The organism is Roseibacterium elongatum DSM 19469 (assembly GCF_000590925.1).
In the GTDB taxonomy this organism is placed as follows: Bacteria; Pseudomonadota; Alphaproteobacteria; order Rhodobacterales; family Rhodobacteraceae; genus Roseibacterium; species Roseibacterium elongatum.
Window position 1 is genome coordinate 142,051 of the sequence record NZ_CP004372.1, and the last position, 19,425, is coordinate 161,475.

The 19,425-nt window shown below is 65.2% G+C and carries 19 protein-coding genes and 1 pseudogene; 8 read left to right on the top strand and 12 right to left on the bottom strand.

The annotated features are described in order from the left end of the window. The first annotated feature begins 96 nt into the window (after positions 1 to 96). The 8 genes from ROSELON_RS00725 to ROSELON_RS00760 all read left to right on the top strand — a co-directional run bounded on the left by ROSELON_RS00725 (position 97) and on the right by ROSELON_RS00760 (position 7,584). Complete coding sequence (locus ROSELON_RS00725) at positions 97 to 1,101, top strand: Hint domain-containing protein (RefSeq protein WP_198020780.1); 1,005 nt, start codon at positions 97 to 99, stop codon at positions 1,099 to 1,101. Positions 1,102 to 1,191: 90 nt separating this feature from the next. Beyond that, complete coding sequence (locus tag ROSELON_RS00730; RefSeq protein ID WP_025310548.1) at positions 1,192 to 1,707, top strand: hypothetical protein; 516 nt, start codon at positions 1,192 to 1,194, stop codon at positions 1,705 to 1,707. Between the two features lie 76 nt (positions 1,708 to 1,783). Continuing rightward, on the top strand, positions 1,784 to 2,224 hold the full coding sequence (locus ROSELON_RS00735; RefSeq protein WP_025310549.1) for a hypothetical protein: 441 nt from the start codon (positions 1,784 to 1,786) through the stop codon (positions 2,222 to 2,224). Positions 2,225 to 2,276: 52 nt separating this feature from the next. Beyond that, on the top strand, positions 2,277 to 3,908 hold the full coding sequence (locus tag ROSELON_RS00740) for a peptide chain release factor 3 (RefSeq protein WP_025310550.1): 1,632 nt from the start codon (positions 2,277 to 2,279) through the stop codon (positions 3,906 to 3,908). After that, positions 3,836 to 4,528, top strand: a complete 693-nt coding sequence (locus ROSELON_RS00745; RefSeq protein ID WP_245605388.1) for a hypothetical protein — start codon at positions 3,836 to 3,838, stop codon at positions 4,526 to 4,528. Before ROSELON_RS00740 ends, ROSELON_RS00745 begins: the two co-directional genes overlap by 73 nt. A 2-nt stretch (positions 4,529 to 4,530) precedes the next feature. Next, the gene (locus ROSELON_RS00750; protein WP_038650020.1) at positions 4,531 to 5,151 is read left to right on the top strand and encodes an exopolysaccharide biosynthesis protein; all 621 of its coding nucleotides are present in this window, start codon (positions 4,531 to 4,533) and stop codon (positions 5,149 to 5,151) included. Positions 5,152 to 5,199: 48 nt separating this feature from the next. Beyond that, positions 5,200 to 5,727 carry a hypothetical protein gene (locus ROSELON_RS00755; protein ID WP_025310553.1) on the top strand — a complete coding sequence of 176 codons (528 nt, stop codon included), beginning with the start codon at positions 5,200 to 5,202 and terminating at the stop codon, positions 5,725 to 5,727. 150 nt (positions 5,728 to 5,877) lie between these two features. After that, positions 5,878 to 7,584 (top strand): DEAD/DEAH box helicase, encoded by a 1,707-nt coding sequence (locus ROSELON_RS00760; RefSeq protein WP_025310554.1) that lies wholly within the window; start codon positions 5,878 to 5,880, stop codon positions 7,582 to 7,584. Between the two features lie 81 nt (positions 7,585 to 7,665). Here the strand turns inward: ROSELON_RS00760 and ROSELON_RS00765 are convergent, their stop codons facing one another. The 12 genes and pseudogenes from ROSELON_RS00765 to ROSELON_RS00820 all read right to left on the bottom strand — a co-directional run bounded on the left by ROSELON_RS00765 (position 7,666) and on the right by ROSELON_RS00820 (position 19,419). Further along, positions 7,666 to 9,342, bottom strand: a complete 1,677-nt coding sequence (locus ROSELON_RS00765) for a ribonuclease J (protein WP_025310555.1) — start codon at positions 9,340 to 9,342, stop codon at positions 7,666 to 7,668. Then, positions 9,339 to 10,118 carry a type III pantothenate kinase gene (locus ROSELON_RS00770; protein WP_025310556.1) on the bottom strand — a complete coding sequence of 260 codons (780 nt, stop codon included), beginning with the start codon at positions 10,116 to 10,118 and terminating at the stop codon, positions 9,339 to 9,341. Before ROSELON_RS00770 ends, ROSELON_RS00765 begins: the two co-directional genes overlap by 4 nt. 22 nt (positions 10,119 to 10,140) lie before the next feature. Next, entirely contained in the window at positions 10,141 to 10,893 is a 753-nt protein-coding gene (locus ROSELON_RS00775) for a biotin--[acetyl-CoA-carboxylase] ligase (protein ID WP_025310557.1), read from the bottom strand. After that, positions 10,894 to 12,341: pseudogene (nuoN, locus tag ROSELON_RS00780) on the bottom strand (NADH-quinone oxidoreductase subunit NuoN). Positions 12,342 to 12,350: 9 nt separating this feature from the next. Next, on the bottom strand, positions 12,351 to 13,895 hold the full coding sequence (locus ROSELON_RS00785) for an NADH-quinone oxidoreductase subunit M (RefSeq protein ID WP_025310558.1): 1,545 nt from the start codon (positions 13,893 to 13,895) through the stop codon (positions 12,351 to 12,353). A 10-nt stretch (positions 13,896 to 13,905) separates the two neighbouring features. Continuing rightward, positions 13,906 to 16,026: an NADH-quinone oxidoreductase subunit L gene (nuoL, locus tag ROSELON_RS00790; RefSeq protein WP_025310559.1), complete on the bottom strand. Its 2,121-nt coding sequence runs from the start codon at positions 16,024 to 16,026 to the stop codon at positions 13,906 to 13,908. 4 nt (positions 16,027 to 16,030) lie between these two features. Beyond that, positions 16,031 to 16,339, bottom strand: a complete 309-nt coding sequence (gene nuoK / locus ROSELON_RS00795) for an NADH-quinone oxidoreductase subunit NuoK (RefSeq protein WP_025310560.1) — start codon at positions 16,337 to 16,339, stop codon at positions 16,031 to 16,033. A gap of 100 nt (positions 16,340 to 16,439) precedes the next feature. Further along, positions 16,440 to 17,054, bottom strand: a complete 615-nt coding sequence (locus ROSELON_RS00800) for an NADH-quinone oxidoreductase subunit J (RefSeq protein ID WP_025310561.1) — start codon at positions 17,052 to 17,054, stop codon at positions 16,440 to 16,442. Between the two features lie 8 nt (positions 17,055 to 17,062). Continuing rightward, complete coding sequence (locus tag ROSELON_RS00805; RefSeq protein ID WP_025310562.1) at positions 17,063 to 17,479, bottom strand: carboxymuconolactone decarboxylase family protein; 417 nt, start codon at positions 17,477 to 17,479, stop codon at positions 17,063 to 17,065. Then, positions 17,476 to 17,970 carry an NADH-quinone oxidoreductase subunit NuoI gene (gene nuoI / locus ROSELON_RS00810; RefSeq protein ID WP_025310563.1) on the bottom strand — a complete coding sequence of 165 codons (495 nt, stop codon included), beginning with the start codon at positions 17,968 to 17,970 and terminating at the stop codon, positions 17,476 to 17,478. Before nuoI ends, ROSELON_RS00805 begins: the two co-directional genes overlap by 4 nt. A 3-nt stretch (positions 17,971 to 17,973) precedes the next feature. Then, entirely contained in the window at positions 17,974 to 19,011 is a 1,038-nt protein-coding gene (gene nuoH / locus ROSELON_RS00815; protein ID WP_025310564.1) for an NADH-quinone oxidoreductase subunit NuoH, read from the bottom strand. Positions 19,012 to 19,020: 9 nt separating this feature from the next. Next, positions 19,021 to 19,419 (bottom strand): hypothetical protein, encoded by a 399-nt coding sequence (locus ROSELON_RS00820; protein WP_025310565.1) that lies wholly within the window; start codon positions 19,417 to 19,419, stop codon positions 19,021 to 19,023. Positions 19,420 to 19,425 lie beyond the last annotated feature (6 nt).

The window sequence follows — 19,425 nt, forward strand, 5'->3', positions numbered from 1 at the left end:
TGCGGCCAGTCCGCTTGGGCCCGTGGGCGCGCCGCGCTTGACGCAGACGGCCCGGAACCCTACCGATGCGCACCAGACCCCTTGTAGATGCGTGCGATGCCCCACCCCGTTCTTTTCCGGTTCGATACCCTGCCCGCCCGCGCCCTGTTCGTGCAGACCGGCGCGAACGAGGGCGACACGATCGGCCTCGAGGAGGCCGTCGTTCCAGGCGATGTCTACCGCCTGGCCGCACGGGAACGGATCGCGCGGCTGGCCATCAGCGATACCGGACGCGAACAACCCTGTGTCGCCGACGGCTCCGAGGTGGGGCACCCCGGCGACGTGCTGACCATCGCGGCCTGTCACCTGCTGATGGCGCCCGCGGGCGATCTGGTCGAGGTGCTGGTCCTGGTGCTGACCGATGCGGACGGATCCAGCGCGCTGCATCTGCTGCCGCTGTCGCGGCTGTTGCCGAATGTGGAATACGAACTCGTCGGCACCGAGACCGAGGATGCCCCGCAACGCTTTGCCGACATCGCCAGCGTCAGCTTTCTGGCCGGAACGCATCTGACGCTGGCCAATGGCCGGCAGATCCCGGTCGAAGACCTGCGCATCGGGGACCGTTTGCTGACCCGCGACAACGGGCCCCGACCGATCCGCTGGATCGCGCATCAGACCCGGCGCGCCACCGGCGCGGCCGCACCCATCCGCCTGATCGCCGGCACGCTCAACACCGCCCGCGATCTGCGGCTTTCGCCGCAGCACCGCCTGTTCATCTGGCAGCGCCGGGACGAGTTGGGCACCGGCCGGGCCGACCTGATGGTCAAGGCCGACTTGCTGGTCAACGGCACAACGGTTCTGCGCGAAGAAGGCGGGTTCGTCGACAGCTATCAGATCGTTTTCGACAGTCACGAGATCATCTATGCCGAGGGGATCGCCGTCGAATCCATGCTGGTGACAGGCCAGATGCGGGCCCTGTTGCCCAAAGACCTGGGCCTGTCGAACGATCCGGACGCGCAGGCCGATGCCGCCGAGATCGAGATCGACGAAACCAAGACCGGGAGTGACGACATCGTGGATCGCCTGACGCGCGCCAGCCGCGGCGACCCCGCGCGGGACTGACACCGACAGCCCACGCCCCCCCGTCGGCCCCTGCCCTGCCCCAAAAGAAGAATCCCCACGCCGAGATCGCGCCTTTTCTGCGCTGCGGCGGTGCTGGCCCTCGTGGCCTGTCAAGCGCCCGACCTGCCCCCGGTCTCGGACGACCCCCGTCTCGGAGCCGCCGAGGCGCGAACCGAAAGCTACGACACCCTGGCGCGTTCCGAGATCGCGCCGTTGACTGCGCTCTGTGCCGGGGTCGCGGCCGGCGACGCCCTGCCGACCGGGGCGGAGGTCGCGGCCCTCGGCTTTGCGACCGACCGGCCGATGCTGGGCAACGTGTTCTACAGCAAGCGTCTCGATGCGCAAATCGACGGCCGGCGCCTGCGCACCATTCGGGTGGCCATCAACCCCGACACGCGTCGCTGCAACGTGACCTTGATGCGCCTGCGGGGCGCAAGCCTGTCCATCGGGCGCCGGGTGGTCGAGACCATGCAGGCCCGGGGCTACACACCGTCACAGACCGCGGACGCGACCGAGGTGCTGTTCACCCGCGGCGCCATCCGCATCGTCATGACCGCCGGGGACGGCGCCGAAGGGACGTATTTCGGGTTCAACCCGGCAGGCTGACGCCCTGCCCCCTCGCGGGCCGGGGTGGGGTTTTCCTGTCTTGGCCGCGGCATGCCCGGCAAGGCACTCTGCCAACATGACACCGCATGCCCTCTCCGAGATCGGCCTTGGACCCGACCTGCGCATCACCGCCCTGGGCGTCGCGCCGATCACGGGCTTTGCGGGCCTGATGGAGGAGGCCGTGATCCTCGGCGTCAGGGCCATGCATAGGCGCACGGGCCGATCGTGGTCGGCGCGATGCCCCTGCCTGATGGTGGGCGAGCACCGGCACCTGGCCGATTGGCTGTTGGGATCGGGCGGCGATGAGATCACCTTTGCCCTGCCCGACCTCAGCTTTTCCCGCATTCCGGACGGCATCGTGGCGCATCTGACCGGCAACCTGCACCCCGAAGCCTGCCAGACACGGGGTCACCGGCCCGCTGTCACCGTGTCGTTGTACTGCCCGATGACCGAGGCGCAGAAATCCACGGCTGCATCAATGTTGCGCGGCTGGCCGGGTCTCGTCCCGACCCCGTGAAAGGCACGGTTGCGCATTGTCGGAACCCGCGCCGGCCTATATATGCGCGCCCATGCTGGATGCCGCGCAAGACACCCCGACCAATCGCCCCGACCTGCCGCCCGAGATCGCGCGGCGGCGAACCTTCGCGATCATTTCGCACCCCGACGCGGGCAAGACGACGCTGACCGAGAAATTCCTGCTCTATGGCGGCGCGATCCAGATGGCGGGACAGGTCCGCGCCAAGGGCGAGGCGCGGCGCACGCGCTCGGACTTCATGCAGATGGAAAAGGATCGCGGCATCTCGGTCTCGGCCTCGGCCATGTCCTTCGATTTCGCAGGACCCGGCATGCAGTACCGCTTCAACCTGGTCGATACGCCCGGTCACAGCGATTTTTCAGAAGATACCTATCGCACCCTGACGGCGGTGGATGCGGCGATCATGGTGATCGACGGTGCCAAGGGCGTGGAAAGCCAGACGCAGAAACTCTTCGAGGTCTGCCGCCTGCGCGACCTGCCGATCCTGACATTCTGCAACAAGATGGACCGCGAAAGCCGCGACACGTTCGAGATCATCGACGAGATCCAGGAAAACCTGGCCATCGACGTCACCCCGGCCAGTTGGCCCATCGGCGTGGGGCGTGATTTCTTGGGCTGCTACGACCTGATCCACGACCGGCTGGAACTGATGGACCGCGCCGACCGCAACAAGGTGGCCGAGAGCGTCAAGATGGAGGGGCTGGACGACCCCCGCCTGGACGATCACATCCCCGCCGATCTGCTGGAAAAGCTGCGCGAAGAGGTCGAGATGGCGCGCGAGCTGTTGCCCGCCATGAACCGCCAATCCTTCCTCGAGGGGCACCTGACGCCGATCTGGTTCGGCAGCGCGATCAACTCGTTCGGGGTCAAGGAACTGATGGACGGCATCGCCGAATACGGCCCCCAGCCGCAGGTCCAGACGGCCGAACCCCGCGAGGTCGCGCCCGAGGAAAAGAAGGTCGCGGGCTTTGTCTTCAAGGTGCAGGCCAACATGGACCCCAAGCACCGCGACCGGGTGGCCTTTGTCCGCCTTGCCTCGGGGCATTTCCAGCGCGGCATGAAGCTGACCCATGTGCGATCGAAGAAACCGATGGCGATCGCCAACCCGGTGATGTTTCTCGCCTCGGACCGCGAACTGGCCGAAGAGGCCTGGGCCGGCGACATCATCGGCATCCCCAACCACGGGCAGTTGCGCATCGGCGATGCCCTGACCGAGGGCGAGGCGCTGCGCTTTACCGGCATCCCCAGCTTCGCGCCGGAACTGCTGCAATCGTGCCGCGCGGGCGACCCGATGAAGGCCAAGCATCTGGACAAGGCGCTGATGCAATTCGCCGAGGAAGGGGCCGCCAAGGTCTTCAAGCCCAATATCGGCTCGGGCTTCATCGTCGGTGTCGTCGGTGCGCTGCAATTCGAGGTGCTGGCCAGCCGGATCGAAATGGAATATGGCCTGCCCGTCCGCTTCGAGGCGTCGCAATTCACTTCGGCCCGCTGGGTGCATGGCGGCAAAGAGGCCGTGGACGCCTTCATGGCCGCCAACAAGAGCCACATGGCCACCGACAACGATGGCGACCCGGTCTACCTGACCCGGATGCAATGGGACATCGACCGGATCGAACGCGATTACCCGGATGTGACCCTGTCCGCGACCAAGGAGTTGATGGTCTGACCCTGCAAAACCGCGTTCTGCCCACCGGCGAGATCGTCGCCGAGCCCGCCTATCGCGGCACGGTGATGGGCAATCGCGGGATCTTGCACGACGCGCAGCGCCGTCTGGGCACCGCCCGCTGGCGCCACAAGGCATGGGTGTGCTGCGCGCTGTCCTTCAAGGGACGCCAGCGCAAGGTGATGACACCGGGCACCTATACCGAGTTGTTCTTTCTGGACGAGGCCGTGGCCATGGCGGCCGGCCATCGCCCCTGTGCCGAATGCCGCCGCGCGGATTACACGCGGTTTGCGCGGGCCTGGGCCACTGCGGCGGGCCAGCCCGCCCGCGCCCCCGGCATGGATGCCGCCCTGCACGCCGCCCGCATCACCCCCCGCACGCGCGACCAGCTGCGCCACAGGGCCGACTGGGCCGATCTGCCCGACGGGGCGTTCGCGCTGGACGGGGGGCACGCCTGCCTCGTGCATGGCAGGACCCTCTATCCCTTCACCGTCTCGGGCTATGGCAAGCCAAGGGCCCGCCCGGCGACGGGCCGCGCGCTGATCTGCACGCCCGCGCCGATGGTCGATGTGCTGCGCGCGGGCTATGGCCCGCGCCTGCACCCCAGTATGGGTGGCGCGTGACGATGCACGCCCCTGACGAGAACGCAGCCGACCAACACGGCGCCGGCGCCCTGAACGGGGTTCTGGACGATCTCGGGCGGTTGGCCGAGGGCCGCACGACCGTGGCGTTCGGGGACATCGTGTCGACGCTCGGCGCACGCGGGTTCGGCCCCCTGCTGCTGATCCTGTCGCTGTTTCTCATGGTGCCCGTGGGCGCGATCCCCGGCGTGCCGGCTGCGGTGGGCCTGGTGGTGATCGGGATCGGGGCGCAAGTCGCTCGGGGGCGCAAGGGGCTGTGGCTGCCGCAACGGGTCAATCGCCTCCGCATCGAGGGGCAGCGCGTGACCCAGGCCATTGCCGTCTTGCGGCCCCGCCTGCAATGGCTGGGGCGGGTGTTGCACCGCCGCCTGCCGCTGCTGGCCGAGGGGCGTCTGTCCCTCATGACGATCGGGCTTGTCCTGATCTGCCTGGGCATCGCGATGGTCATCATCGGCTTCGTCCCCCTCCTGCCCCTGCTGCTGGCCTTGCCGGCTCTGGTCTTCGGCATCGGGTTGACCATGCGCGACGGGGTCGTGGTGCTGCTGGGGCATGCCGGGTTGATCCCGGCCGTCATCGTCGCATGGCGCAGCCTGGCCGGGGGCTGAGGGGCGCGCGTTAACGCCGGCTTAACCGTCAGGGCCTACAGTCCGCCCATGCGCGCCCTTCGCCTCATCCTCTCACGGCTTGTGCTGTCGCTGACGCTCGCCCTGGCCCCCGCTGCCGGACAGGCTCAGAATGGCGGGCAGCTGGTGTCGCCACACACCGGCCTGAGCGGGGTTTACACCGCGCAAACAATCATCTCGGACGATTTCCACCACGTGCTGATGGGCCATGTCATCGTTGCGGCGCGCGACGGGCAGACCGCCATTGCCCTTGTCATTCAACAGCGGCGCGATGGTGTGCATTATCTGCATTTCGACACGGCCACGGCCCAAAGCATCGAACTGCCCTTTCGGCGCCGTCGCGGCAATGGCTGCACGCATGGCCATTGCCGCGACCGACCCATCGGGTTGATTGTGCTGAGCGCGCCGCTCCTGGCGCGGCTGTCGGAAACGGGGCTCGACGCCGTGTTGTCAGGACGCTCGGGCACGATCCGCCTGAATGTGCCGGCGGGGCTGTTTGCCGATGCGCTGCGACAGGCCAGCGGTCATGGCCTGCTGGACATCGCCCCGAACGGTTAGCGGCTACGGCGCGGTTTGACTGCCGACGCGTTTTCGCCTATGTCGCGCCCTAACCTCGCGGGCCGCGCGGGGTGTTCCGCGGGGCGCGACAGGTAACCAGGCGCTCCATTCCCCCACGCCGGCGCATGACGCCGGCCCGATTGGACGCATATGACCACGTTTTCCGACCTCAATCTGAATCCCAAAGTTCTCAAGGCCGTGGCCGAGGCTGGCTATGAAACACCGACGCCAATCCAGGCCGGTGCCATCCCCTCGGCGCTGGAAGGCCGCGACGTGCTCGGCATCGCCCAGACCGGCACAGGCAAGACCGCCAGTTTCACGCTCCCGATGGTGAGCATGCTGGCAAGGGGCCGCGCCCGCGCCCGCATGCCACGCAGCCTCGTTCTGTGCCCCACACGCGAACTGGCCGCGCAAGTGGCCGAGAACTTCGACACCTATGCCAAGCATGTGAAACTGACCAAGGCCCTGTTGATCGGGGGCGTCAGCTTCAAGGAACAGGATCAGCTGATCGACAAGGGTGTCGATGTCCTGATCGCCACGCCGGGCCGCCTGCTGGACCATTTCGAACGCGGCAAGCTCTTGTTGACCGGCGTGCAGATCATGGTGGTGGACGAGGCCGACCGCATGCTCGACATGGGGTTCATCCCCGATATCGAGCGGATCTTCGGCCTTGTGCCCTTCACCCGCCAGACCCTGTTCTTTTCGGCCACGATGGCCCCCGAGATCGAGCGGATCACCAACACCTTCCTGTCGAACCCCGCCCGCGTCGAGGTGGCGCGCCAGGCCACGACCTCGGACACGATCGAACAGCGCCTGCTGGAGTTCAAACCGACCCGCCGCGACCAGACCGCCAAGCAGAAGCGCGAGATGCTGCGCGCCGCCATCGAGGCCGAGGGCGAGGCGTGCAAGAACGCAATCATCTTCTGCAACCGCAAGGTCGATGTCGATATCGTCGCGAAGTCGCTGAAAAAGCACGGGCTGAATGCCGAACCGATCCATGGCGATCTGGACCAGTCGCATCGCACGCGCACGCTGGACGGGTTCCGCGATGGCACGATCCGGTTTCTCGTCGCCTCGGACGTGGCCGCACGCGGCCTCGACATTCCGGCGGTCAGCCATGTCGTCAATTACGACGTGCCCAGCCATGCCGAGGATTACGTGCACCGCATCGGCCGCACGGGTCGCGCGGGCAAAAAGGGTGTGGCCATCACGCTGGCCGTGCCATCGGACGAGAAATACCTCGGCGCGATCGAGTCTCTGGCCGAGATGACCATCCCGCGGGCCGAGTTGCCCTGGACGCCCGAAAGCAGCCCGGCGCGCGGACGCCGCACATCCGACGACGAGGCCGATGGCGCTGCGGATGAGGCCCCGAAAAAACGTCGGGGCCGCACGCGCCGGGACAAGACCGCCGAGGCCGACACCGCCAAGCCGCAGGCAGAGGACATCGCCCCGACGCCCGAGGCCGCCAAGGCCGACAGACCCACGCGCCGCCGCGGCGGCGGGTCCGGCGGGGGGCGCCAGGTGGTCGGCATGGGCGATCATCTGCCGCAATTCATCGCACTCAGCTTTGACGAACGCCGCGGCCCGTCCGATGCTGCCGCCGATACGCCCGGGACGGACGCCGAGACGCCCGATACCGCCGCAACCGACGCCACGCCCCCCGAGGCCGAGGCCGAGGCACCGCCCAAGCCCAAGCGGCGGCGGCGCAAGAAGACCGATGCCGCGGCCGACGCCACCGCCCAAGAACCAACGGAGGCCGCCGAGCCGACCGAGCCGACCGAGCCGACCGAGGCACCAAAGGCCGACGACGCCGCGCCGGACGCGGACAACGCCACGAGCAACGAGACGGCCGCGTAGCCGCGCGTCCATCCATTTCATGCGAAAAGGCGGCCCGTCTTGGGGCCGCCTTTTTCCGTTTCCGTCGATCCCTCCGGCGTTTCAGCCCGCCATGAGGCGGCTCACCAAGACCGTCACCTCGGGTTTCTTGCCGATTTCCGTGACACAGACCTGGCGCACGATGCGTTTCACCGTATCTTCCAGCTTGTCGTCGCTATCCACGGTCCTGGCATCGAGGCGCGCCAGCGTCGTGGCCAGATCGTCCTCGATCATCTGGGCCAGATCCTCGCCCGATTGGCCCATCTCGGGCAGGCCGCGCAGGGCCACCCAGCTGTCTTCGAGGATCTCGTCGTCTTCATCGACAATCAGCGCCACGGCCACAAGGCCGTTCAGCGCCAGTTTCATACGGTCGCGGATGACGCCGTCGAATGCGCCCACAAAGGCCGACCCGTCCAGATAGGTGCGGCCCACATCGTGGTATTCGACGATCTGCGGCGCGTTGCCCGACAGCTCGACCATGGACCCATTGGCCGCCACGACCGCATCCATCCCCTTGGACAGCGCCAGACGCGTATGTTCGCGCAGATGCCGATATTCCCCATGGTTCGGGATCAGGACCTGCGGGCGCAGGATGTCGTGCATCGCCTCGAGGTCAGGGCGGTTGGCATGCCCCGAGACATGGTAGAACCCCGCGCTTTCATCGACGATCTCGACGCCCTTTTCGGCCAGCGCATTCTGGATGCGGGCGACGCCCACCTCGTTGCCGGGAATGGTCTTCGATGAAAACAGGAAGGTGTCGCCTTCCCTGAGTTCCAGGCCGAGATAGCTGCCGCGCGACAGCGCGGCCGAGGCCGCACGCCGTTCCCCCTGGCTGCCAGTGACGATCAGCATCAGGTTCTCGCGCGGAATCTCGCTGGCCTCTTCGGGGCTGACGGTGCTGGGAAAGCCGGTCAGGACGCCCGCTTCGGTTCCGGCGGCCACCATGCGCTTCATCGCGCGGCCCAGCAGGCAGATGGTGCGGCCGTTCGCCGTGCCGGCATCGGCCAGCGTCTTGAGGCGCGCGATGTTCGAGGCAAAGGTCGTGGCCACGACCATGCCCTTGGCATTCGTCACCAATTCACCGATCGGTTCGGGCAACTGGCTTTCGGAACGGCCGGGGTGGCGCGAAAAGACGTTGGTCGAGTCGCAGATGAAGGCCCGCACGCCATCGGCGGCGATCTGTCCCCACATCTCGGGATCGAAGGGCTCGCCCACGACCGGGTCGCGGTCGATCTTGAAATCGCCCGAATGCACCACTCGCCCCTCGGGCGTGTCGATCACCAGCGCGGACGCCTCGGGGATCGAATGGCTGACCGGGGCGAACTGCACCTTGAAGGGCCCGGCCTCGATCACGGCGGGATAGGGGTCCGCGACCTGCACCTGCAGCGGGTCGTGGCCGGCCTCTTCCATCTTGCGCATGGCGTGAATGGCGGTAAAGCGACGGGCACGGACCGGCGCGCGCAGACGCCCCCACAGATGCCCCAGGGCGCCCACGTGATCCTCGTGCGCATGGGTGATGAAGATCCCCTCGATCCGGTCGGCCCGCTCGGCCAGCCAGTCGATATCGGGCAGGATCAGATCCACACCGGGCTGTCCGTCCATGTCGGGAAAGGCCACGCCGGTATCCACGACGATCAGTCGTTCGGCCCCCTGCGGCCCGAAGCCGTAGACGTAGCAATTCATCCCGATCTCCCCCGCGCCGCCGAGAGGGAGGTAGATCAGCCTGTTGCGATCAGTCATATCTGCCCGTGATCCTTGTTGTATTGGTGGATGACCGTCAGGCCATGCATGGTCAGGTCATCTTCGATACAGTCAAATAGCACATCCCCCTGAGAGAACAACGAGGCCAGCCCCCCGGTTCCCACGATGCGCATGGGGCGATCCACCTCGGCGCGGATACGGTCGCAGACGCCGCGCACCAGCCCGACATACCCCCAGAAGACGCCCGATTGCATGCAGGCGACCGTGTTCGTGCCGACCACCTGCTGCGGTTTCGTCACGTCGACATGGGGCAAGGCCGCCGCCGCATGGTGCAGCGCTTCGAGGCTGAGGTTCACGCCCGGTGCGATCACGCCCCCGATATAGGCGCCGTCATGGTCCACCACGTCAAAGGTGGTGGCCGTCCCGAAATCGACCACGATCAGGTCGCCGCCATGCCGGTCATAGGCCCCGGCGGTATTGACCAGACGGTCGGGGCCGACCTGGGTGCCCTCGTCCACGCGGGGCGGGGCCGGCAAAAGGCAGTCGGGCTTGCCGACGACCAGGGGACGCGTGCCGAAATACCGGTCGCACAGGACGCGCAGGTTGAACACCACGCGCGGCACGGTCGAGGACACGATGACCTCGGTGATGGACACATCCAGCCTGTTGTGTGCCATCAGGGTCGAGAACCAGACATAATACTGGTCGGCCGTGCGCTGGTGATCGGTCGCCGTGCGCAGCGTGCACAGGAACTGCGCCCCATCCCAGACGGAAAAGACGGTGTTGGTGTTTCCGCAATCGATGCATAACAGCATGCCGCGCCCTCCCTTCGGCGGGTCAGAAGAATATGTCGGCCGCGGCGATGGGGCGGCGGCCTTTTGCCGTCTCCAACACGAGATTGCCCTCCATGTCCACGTCACAAAAGGTGCCGGTGACCGAGTCGTTGGGCAGACGGGCCGTGATGACCTCGCCCAGTCGGGCGGCCTGAGCCAGCCATGCGGTGCGTATGGGGCCGAAGCCGTAGGTGGTGAATCGGGCCTCATGCGCCGCGTAGGCGGTGGCCAGCGCATCGAGAAAAGCCTCGGGCGCAACAACCAGATCGGCGGTTTCGGCCAGGCTGACGGGACGCACCGCGCTCGGTTCAAGCTGCGCCGCATCCGGCGCCGCGGCCAGATTCACACCAAACCCGATCACCAGATGCGCCAGACCGCCGCGCCCATCCCCAAGGCTTTCGAGCAGGATGCCCGCCAGTTTGCCACCCTCGAGCAGGACATCATTGGGCCATTTCAGCGAGAGCGCCGCCGGGTCGGCCCCCACCGCGATCAGGGCGTCGCGCAGGGCCAGCGCCGCCACGAAACTGCGCAGGGCCACCACCTGCGGCGGCTCGCTGGGATGCAGGATCAGCGACGCGGCAAAGTTGCCGGGGGGCATCGACCATGGCCGGCCGCGCCGGCCGCGTCCGGCCGTCTGATCCAGCGCCAGGATCCATTCGGTGCCGACCGTGTCGGGCGCGCGGCGCGCGGCCTCGGCCATGGTGCTGTCGGTGACGGGCAGAATGCGCCGCCCGACCCCTTCGGGCCAGGTCGTCATTCAGCGCAGCAGCATCGCGGCGGCCTGCGAGGCGCTGGCCTCGAGGCCGAACAGGTTGACACCGGGCAGCCAGGCCAGGCCGATGATCGCGGCACAGCCGACCAGGGCCACATAGGGCACAACGGTCATCTTGCCGTCCAACTCGTCTCGGGGTTCGCCGAAATACATCAGGTAGACGATGCGCAGGTAGTAATAGGCCCCGATGACCGAGGCGACACACCGGCCAGCGCCAGCCAGGTCAGACCCGCCTCGACCGCTGCCAGAAGCACGGCATATTTGCCGAAAAAGCCCAAAAGCGGCGGCACACCCGCAAGGCTGAACATCAGCACCAGAATGGCCAGCGCCTTGGTCGACTCGCGGCTGGCGAAACTGGACAGCGCGCTGATCTGGGTGACCGGCCGGCCATCCTTGCTCATGGTCATGATGAAGGCGAAGGTGCCCATGTTCATGGTGACGTAGATTGCCATGTAGATCAGCATCGCCTCGACACCCTGCGCCGTTCCCGCGGCCAGCCCCATCAGCGCAAAACCCATGTGGCTGATCGAAGAATAGGCCATGAGGCGCTTGATGTCGGTCTGCCCGATCGCGGCGATGGCCCCGAGGAACATCGACAGAACGGCCAGGAAGGCCAGGATCTGCTGCCACTGATCGACGACCCCGCCAAAGGCGTCATGAACGACCCGCGCGAAAAGCGCCATCGCGGCGACCTTGGGCGCGGTCGAGAACAGCGCCGTGATGGCGGTGGGCGAGCCTTCGTAGACGTCCGGCGTCCACATGTGGAAGGGGGCGGCCGACACCTTGAAGGCCAGCGCCGAGATCACGAAGACCAGCCCGAAGAGCAGGCCCAGGGGCATGTCGCTGCCCGACGCGGCGTCGATGATCCCGGCGAAATTCGTCGTCCCGGCAAAGCCATAGGTCAGCGATGCGCCATAAAGGAACAGGCCCGAGGACAGCGCGCCCAGAACGAAATACTTCAGACCGGCCTCGGTCGAGCGCACGCTGTCACGCCGCACGGCGGCCACGACATAGAGGGCGAGCGACTGCAACTCGAGCCCCATGTAGAGGGTGATCAGGTCGCCCGCGGACACCATCACCATCATGCCGACAACGGCCAGCACCATCAGGATCGGGTATTCGAAGCGCAGCAACTCGTTCTTGATCATGTAGTCCGAGCCGATCAGCAAAACCGCCGCGGCCGCGAACAGGATCATCACCTTGGCAAAGCGCGAGAACGCGTCATCGACGAACATCCCGTCAAAGGCGAGGTTCTGCCCCCCGCCCGACACGGCGATGTAGAGGCCCATGATCGCCAGAACCAGCGCCGTGGCCCATGTCAGCGCGGGTGCAAGCGCGTCCTTCGACGTGTAGACCGCCGCCAGCATCGCCCCCATCGCATAAAGCGAGAGGATGATTTCGGGGATCAGGATGGCAAGATCGGCACCGATCATCGGGTCACCTCAGTGGTTGGCGGCGACATGGGTTTCGGGGGCATAGCTGGCCACCGCCACGTCGTATTGCGTCAAAAGGGCCTCGACCGACGGTCCGATGATATCGGTCACGAGGCTGGGATAAATGCCGAGCAGCAGGGTCATGACCACCAGCGGGGCGAAGATCGCCTTTTCGCGGCGGGTCATGTCGGTGATCGACTTGAGGCTTTCCTTGATCAGGTCGCCGAACACGACACGGCGATAGAGCCACAGCGCATAGGCCGCCGACAGGATCACGCCGGTCGTGGCGATCAGACCGATCCATGTGCTGACCTGGAACACGCCCATCAGCGTCAGGAATTCGCCCACAAAGCCCGAGGTGCCCGGCAGGCCGACATTGGCCATGGTGAACAGCATGAAAATCAGCGCATAGGCCGGCATCCGCACGGCAAGCCCGCCATAGGCGTCGATCTCACGCGTGTGCATCCGGTCGTAGATGACACCGACACACAAAAACAGCGCGCCCGAGACGAAGCCGTGGCTGATCATCTGGAAGATCGCGCCATCGACCCCCTGCTGGTTTGCGGCGAAGATGCCCATCGTCACGTATCCCATATGGGCGACCGAGGAATAGGCGATCAGTTTCTTCATATCCTCCTGCACCATCGCGACCAGCGAGGTGTAGACGATGGCGATCACCGACAGCCACAGAACGAAGGGCGCCATCAGGTCCGAGGCGACGGGGAACATCGGCAGGCTGAAGCGCAGGAAGCCGTAGCCGCCCATCTTCAACAGGATCGCGGCCAGCACGACCGAGCCGGCAGTGGGCGCCTGAACGTGGGCGTCGGGCAGCCAGGTGTGGACCGGCCACATCGGCATCTTGACCGCAAAGCTGGCAAAGAACGCCACCCAGAGCAGCGACTGCAATCCCCCGGCGATCTGCCAGCCCATCAGCGTGATCGGCCCGGCGCTGAACTGGTGGTTCAGCAGGGTCGGGATATCGGTCGTGCCCGCATCGACAAACATCGCGATCATCGCGATCAGCATCAGGACCGAGCCGAGGAAGGTGTAGAGAAAGAACTTGAAGGCGGCATAGATGCGATCCTTGCCGCCCCAGATGCCGATGATCAGGAACATCGGGATCAGGCCCGCCTCGAAGAACAGGTAGAACAGCACCATGTCGAGGGCGACGAACACGCCCAGCATCAGCGTTTCCAGAACAAGGAAGGCGATCATGTATTCCTTGACCCGATGCGTCACGCCCCAGCAGGCCGCGATGGTGATCGGCATCAGGAAGGTCGTCAGCATCACGAACAGCACAGAGATGCCGTCGACACCCACCTTGTAGTTCAGGCCAAAGATCCACTCGGTCTCCTCGACCAGCTGGAACTCGGTGTTCTGCGGGTCGAACTGTCCGAGCACAAAGAGCGAGGCGATGAAGGTCGCCACGGTGGCCGCGAAGGCGAGGCGCTTGGCGTTGAGTTGCGCGGCCTCGTCCTCGCCGCGCAGGAACACGGCCATGATGATCGCGGCAACCAGCGGCAGGAAGGTGACGATGGAAAGGAGATTGTCCATGGATCCGACCTCAGCCCCCTGCCGTCAGGGTGATCCAGGTGACCAGCACCACGATCCCCATCACCATCGCGAAGGCATAGTGAAAGATGTAGCCAGACTGCGCGCGGCCCGCGAGCCGGGTGAAGAAGGGGATGATCCCCATCGCCAGCCCGTTGATCCCGCCATCGATGATCTTGCCGTCGCCCCCCTTCCAGAGCAGGCGTCCAAGCGCCGCCGCCGGGCGCAGGAAGAGGAAATCGTAGATCTCGTCGAAATACCACTTGTTCAGCAGGAACAGGTAAAGCGGGCGCTGTGCCTCGGCCAGACGACGTGGCAGCGACGGATTCAGGATGTAGAACCAGAAGGCCGTCGCGAACCCGATCAGCATGGCAATGAAGGGCGAGAGCTTGACCCAGGTCGGCACGTAATGCGCCTCGTTCAGCACATCGTTGCCGGGGGCGGCGTGGATCGCCCCCTCGCCCGGTGCGCCGGTAAAGACATAATGGGCATAGCCGCCATAGGCTTCGTCGGCCGCGCCGTGATCGTCGGCGGCATGGGCATCGTCTGCATGCTCTTCGGTGCCGTGGTCGTCTGTGCCATGGCTCTCTTCGGCATAGGGCACGCCAAAGAACCGGGCGACATCGTTGGTGTGGCCGAAGAACGAGTTATACCAGACCATGCCCGAAAAGACCGCGCCGACCGCCAGAACGCCCAAGGGGATCAGCATGGTCTTGGGGCTTTCATGCGCGTGGTCATGGGTGTGCTTGTTGCCGCGCGGCTCGCCCCAGAAGGTCAGGAACATGAGCCGCCAGCTGTAGAAACTGGTGAACAGCGCCGCGACGACCAGCGACCAGAAGGCGAACTGACCGATATCGCCGCCAAAGGCGAAGGCGCTTTCGATCACTGCATCCTTCGAGGCAAAGCCGGCAAAGCCGATCCACCCGGTCAGCGGGATACCGACGCCGGTGATGGCCAGCGTCCCGATCAGCATCGCCCAGAAGGTGTAGGGCAGTTTCTTGCGCAGCCCGCCATAATTCCGCATGTCCTGCTCGTGATGCATCCCGTGGATGACCGAGCCCGCGCCGAGGAACAGCATCGCCTTGAAGAAGGCATGCGTCAGCAGGTGGAACATGGCGACGGAATAGACGCCGACGCCCGCGGCCACGAACATGTAGCCCAGCTGCGAACAGGTCGAATAGGCGATGACGCGCTTGATGTCGTTTTGAACCAGACCCACCGTCGCCGCGAAGAACGCCGTGACCGCGCCCAGGATGACGATGAAATTCGTGGCGATCGGCGCGTATTCCATGATCGGCGACATGCGGCAGACCAGGAACACACCCGCGGTCACCATGGTCGCGGCATGGATCAGGGCAGACACCGGCGTCGGCCCCTCCATCGCGTCGGGCAGCCAGGTGTGCAGCAGCAGTTGCGCCGATTTCCCCATCGCCCCGACGAAGAGCAGGAAGGCGATGGTGTTCGCGGCGTCCAGCTCCATCCCGAGGAAGTTGATCGTCATCTCGGCGAATTCCGCGCCCATCGGCAGGATCACGTCGAACTGGATCGAGTCCGCCATCCAGAAGATCGCGAAGATCCCCAGCAGGAACCCGAAATCGCCGACCCGGTTGACGATGAAGGCCTTCATCGCGGCAGCCCCGGCCGACGGCTTGCGGTAGTAGAAGCCGATCAGCAGGTACGAGGCGACGCCGACGCCCTCCCAGCCGAAGAAGAGTTGCAGCAGATTGTCGGCGGTCACCAGCATCAGCATGGTGAAGGTGAAGAACGACAGATAGGCGAAGAAGCGCGGCTTGTAGCTTTCGCCTTCCTTGAAGTTCTCGTCATGGGCCATGTAGCCGAAGGAATACAGGTGCACGAGCGCCGAGACGGTCGTCACCACGATCAGCATGATCGCCGTCAGCCGGTCGATCCGGATCGCCCAGTCGGCAAAGAACGTGCCGCTTTCGATCCAGGTGAACAGGCTGCGCGAGGTCGTTTCCCCATCGAAGCCGAGGAACACGACCCAGCTCAGAATCATGGAGACGAACAACAGCGCGGTGGCCGTGACGCAGGCCGCCTGCTCGCCAATCAGGCGCCAGGTAAAGCCGCAGATCAGGGCGCCGACCAGGGGCGCGAATAGCAGGATCGTTTCCATCTGGTCAGCCCTTCATGTTCGAGACGTCTTCGACCGCGATCGTGCCGCGGTTGCGGAAGAAACAGACAAGGATCGCAAGGCCGATGGCGGCCTCGGCCGCGGCCACGGTCAGGATGAACAGGGTGAAGATCTGCCCCGTCAGATCGCCCAGGTAATGGGAAAAGGCGACGAGGTTGATATTGACCGACAACAGCATCAGTTCGATCGACATCAGGATGATGATGACGTTCTTCCGGTTCAGGAAGAGGCCAAAAATGCCGATGACGAACAGCGCGGCGGCCACCGTCAGGTAGTGTTCAAGACCAATCGTCATGTCGTCCCTCCGCGAGGCCCAAGACGCCCCGCATGGTCATTCCATCTTTGCCGCGTGTGTCCGCGGTCTTTGCGTGCATTCGGGGCGGGCGCGCTGTGCGTTACAGGCCCTGCCCCGGTTTTACGTCCTTCAACTCCATCGCCTTGGCCGGATCGCGGTACATCTGCGCCAGCACGTTCTGGCGCTTGACGTCGCCGCGGTGCCGCAGCGTCAGCACGATGGCCCCGATCATGGCGACCAGCAGCACCAGGCCCGACAACTGGAACGGCAGGAAATAGCGATCATACAGCAGCAGGCCGATCGCGGCGGTATTGTGCACCTCGTCGATGGGCGGCGTCGGGTTCCCGAGGCGCGTGTCGACCCCCTCGGAATAGGTCCAGGTCCCATAGGCCAGTGCCAGCTGCATCAACAGCACAAGGCCGATCAGGCTGGCGATGGGCAGGTATTTCGACATCTCGGCCCGCAACTGGGCAAAGTCGACATCCAGCATCATGACCACGAACAGGAACAGCACCGCGACCGCGCCGATATAGACGATGACCAGCAGCATCGCGACAAACTCCGCCCCCAGCAGAATGAACATCGTCGCCGCACTGATGAAGCACAGGATCAGCCACAGAACCGAGTGCACGGGGCTGCGCGAGGTCACGGTCAAGAGCGCCGCCACCACGATCGTGATCGCGTAAACGTAGAAGGTGATATCAGCAACACTCATGACCGAGCCTACTCCTTCTCTTCGTCGAGGGCCTGCTTGGCCAGGTCCATCGCCTTGTTCATCGCCGGGACGCCCCCGAAAAGCGCCGCCATGGCGATGGTTTCGGCGACTTCCTGTTTCGTCGCGCCGGCGGCGATGGCGTGGCGCACGGTCAGGCGCAATTGCGCCTCGGCCTGCGCGCCCTGGATTGTCAGCCCCATCAACGTCAGCAAGAGCCGTGTCTTGGCATCCAGCCCTTCCGGGTTGAACTGCTTGCCCAGAAACATCTCGAGCATCTCGGCCGGCACGGTCGGCCACGCCTTGTCAAAGCCCATGGGAGTCATGTTGGCCAGGGCCGGGTTCACGGCCTTGACCCAGCTTTCGGCCATGTCCTGCGATTGGCGCATCAACGCCTCGAACGGGTTCTTGGGCGCGTCGGACGTCATCGGTAGGGCGCATCCATTTCGAGGTTTCGGGCGATCTCGGCCTCCCAACGCTCGCCGTTTTCCAGCAGCTTGGCCTTGTCGTAGTACAATTCTTCGCGCGTCTCGGTGGCGAACTCGAAATTCGGCCCCTCGACAATGGCATCCACCGGGCACGCCTCCTGGCAGAAGCCGCAATAGATGCATTTCGTCATGTCGATGTCATAGCGCGTCGTGCGGCGGCTGCCGTCGTCGCGCGGCTCGGCATCGATGGTGATCGCCTGGGCGGGGCAGACGGCCTCGCACAACTTGCAGGCGATGCACCGCTCCTCGCCGTTGGGATAGCGGCGCAATGCATGCTCGCCGCGAAACCGCGGGCTGAGCGGCCCCTTTTCATGGGGGTAGTTCAGCGTCGCCTTGGGCGCGAAAAAGTACTTCAACCCCAGCTTCATGCCTTTGAAGAAATCGGCCAGAAGGAAGTATTTCGCGGCGCGGGTATAGTCGATCTGCGTCATGTCTCAGCCTCCCACGGCCCAGCGGGCATAGGCCCCGCCGAACATCTCGAACTTCGCGGCAAAGGACACCAGCACCACCCAGATCAGCGAGAAGGGCAGGAACACCTTCCAGCCCAGCCGCATCAGTTGATCGTAACGGTAACGCGGCACGATCGCCTTCACCATCGCAAACAGGAAGAAGAAGAACGCCATCTTGGCAACCATCCACAACGGGCTGTCGGGGATGAAGGGGATGGGCGACAGCCAGCCGCCGAAGAACAGCAGCGTGATCAGGGCGCACATCAGGAAGATGGCGATGTATTCGCCCGCCATGAACAACAGGAAGGGCGTCGAGGAATATTCCACTTGGTAGCCCGCGACCAGTTCCGATTCCGCCTCGGGCAAATCGAACGGCGGGCGGTTGGTTTCGGCCAGCGCGGAGATGAAGAACAGGAACACCATCGGCAGGTGCGACAGCCAGTACCAGTTGAACAGGCCCCAGTCGCCGTCCTGCGCGCGGACGATCTCGCCGAAATTCATCGAGCCGGTCGAGATGATGACCCCGATGATGATCAGGCCGATCGACACCTCGTAAGAGATCATCTGCGCGGCAGACCGCAAGCTGCCGAGGAACGGGTATTTCGAGTTTGACGCCCAGCCGCCCATGATCACGCCATAGACCTCGAGCGAGGAGACGGCGAAGACATAAAGGATGGCCACGTTGATATCGGCCAGAACCCATGTGTCGTTGAACGGGATCACGGCCCAGGCGATCAGCGCCAGCACGAAACTGGTGATCGGCGCCAGGATGAACACGGGCCGGTCGGCGCCGGCGGGCACGATTACCTCTTTGACCACGAATTTCAGCGCGTCGGCCACCGTCTGCAACAGACCGAAGGCACCCACCACGTTGGGCCCGCGGCGCATCTGCACGGCGGCCCAGATCTTGCGGTCGCCATAGACAAGGAACAACAGCGAGATCATCACGAAACCGATCACCAGCAGGCTTTGCGCCGCCATGATCACGATCAGTCCCGGTGTCGTCGAAAAGAAACCTTCCATGGGTCGTCCTCAAACCGTCGGTATGCCTAGCTCGGTGCAGTTTGCCGCCACGACTTCGGCGTCCAGTGTCTGCAACCCTCGCGGGAGCGCCGGCGACACGGTGTAAACCGCATCTGCGACCCAAACGCCACCCTCTTCGTACACATTTGTGCGCAGATGGCGCGCGAAACCGAATCCACGAATAAGGGTGTAGCCTGCGGCGGCGCATCGCGCATATGCGTCAAGATCGCCTCGTGTCGCAACGCCGGTCATCTGCACCCGGAAATTCACCAGATCGTCATCCAGCAAGCGTGTCTCGATCCCGTCATAGGTCGCGGGCGGCATCGAGCCGGGCCGCGGCCCCTCGGGCTGGCATCCCGCCACCCCGATCAGAGCCGCGACGAAGACCAGGCTCGCCGCCGCGCGCAAGTCGGG

Excerpts from the sequence above, each read along its gene's own strand:
- ROSELON_RS00725 (WP_198020780.1), top strand. The coding sequence starts at position 97 with ATGCCCCACCCCGTTCTTTTCCGGTTCGATACCCTGCCCGCCCGCGCC.
- ROSELON_RS00735 (WP_025310549.1), top strand. The coding sequence starts at position 1,784 with ATGACACCGCATGCCCTCTCCGAGATCGGCCTTGGACCCGACCTGCGC.
- ROSELON_RS00740 (WP_025310550.1), top strand. The coding sequence starts at position 2,277 with ATGCTGGATGCCGCGCAAGACACCCCGACCAATCGCCCCGACCTGCCG.
- ROSELON_RS00745 (WP_245605388.1), top strand. The coding sequence starts at position 3,836 with ATGGGACATCGACCGGATCGAACGCGATTACCCGGATGTGACCCTGTC.
- ROSELON_RS00750 (WP_038650020.1), top strand. The coding sequence starts at position 4,531 with ATGCACGCCCCTGACGAGAACGCAGCCGACCAACACGGCGCCGGCGCC.
- ROSELON_RS00755 (WP_025310553.1), top strand. The coding sequence starts at position 5,200 with ATGCGCGCCCTTCGCCTCATCCTCTCACGGCTTGTGCTGTCGCTGACG.
- ROSELON_RS00760 (WP_025310554.1), top strand. The coding sequence starts at position 5,878 with ATGACCACGTTTTCCGACCTCAATCTGAATCCCAAAGTTCTCAAGGCC.
- ROSELON_RS00765 (WP_025310555.1), bottom strand. The coding sequence starts at position 9,342 with ATGACTGATCGCAACAGGCTGATCTACCTCCCTCTCGGCGGCGCGGGG.
- ROSELON_RS00770 (WP_025310556.1), bottom strand. The coding sequence starts at position 10,118 with ATGCTGTTATGCATCGATTGCGGAAACACCAACACCGTCTTTTCCGTC.
- ROSELON_RS00775 (WP_025310557.1), bottom strand. The coding sequence starts at position 10,893 with ATGACGACCTGGCCCGAAGGGGTCGGGCGGCGCATTCTGCCCGTCACC.
- ROSELON_RS00785 (WP_025310558.1), bottom strand. The coding sequence starts at position 13,895 with ATGGACAATCTCCTTTCCATCGTCACCTTCCTGCCGCTGGTTGCCGCG.
- nuoL (WP_025310559.1), bottom strand. The coding sequence starts at position 16,026 with ATGGAAACGATCCTGCTATTCGCGCCCCTGGTCGGCGCCCTGATCTGC.
- nuoK (WP_025310560.1), bottom strand. The coding sequence starts at position 16,339 with ATGACGATTGGTCTTGAACACTACCTGACGGTGGCCGCCGCGCTGTTC.
- ROSELON_RS00800 (WP_025310561.1), bottom strand. The coding sequence starts at position 17,054 with ATGAGTGTTGCTGATATCACCTTCTACGTTTACGCGATCACGATCGTG.
- ROSELON_RS00805 (WP_025310562.1), bottom strand. The coding sequence starts at position 17,479 with ATGACGTCCGACGCGCCCAAGAACCCGTTCGAGGCGTTGATGCGCCAA.
- nuoI (WP_025310563.1), bottom strand. The coding sequence starts at position 17,970 with ATGACGCAGATCGACTATACCCGCGCCGCGAAATACTTCCTTCTGGCC.
- nuoH (WP_025310564.1), bottom strand. The coding sequence starts at position 19,011 with ATGGAAGGTTTCTTTTCGACGACACCGGGACTGATCGTGATCATGGCG.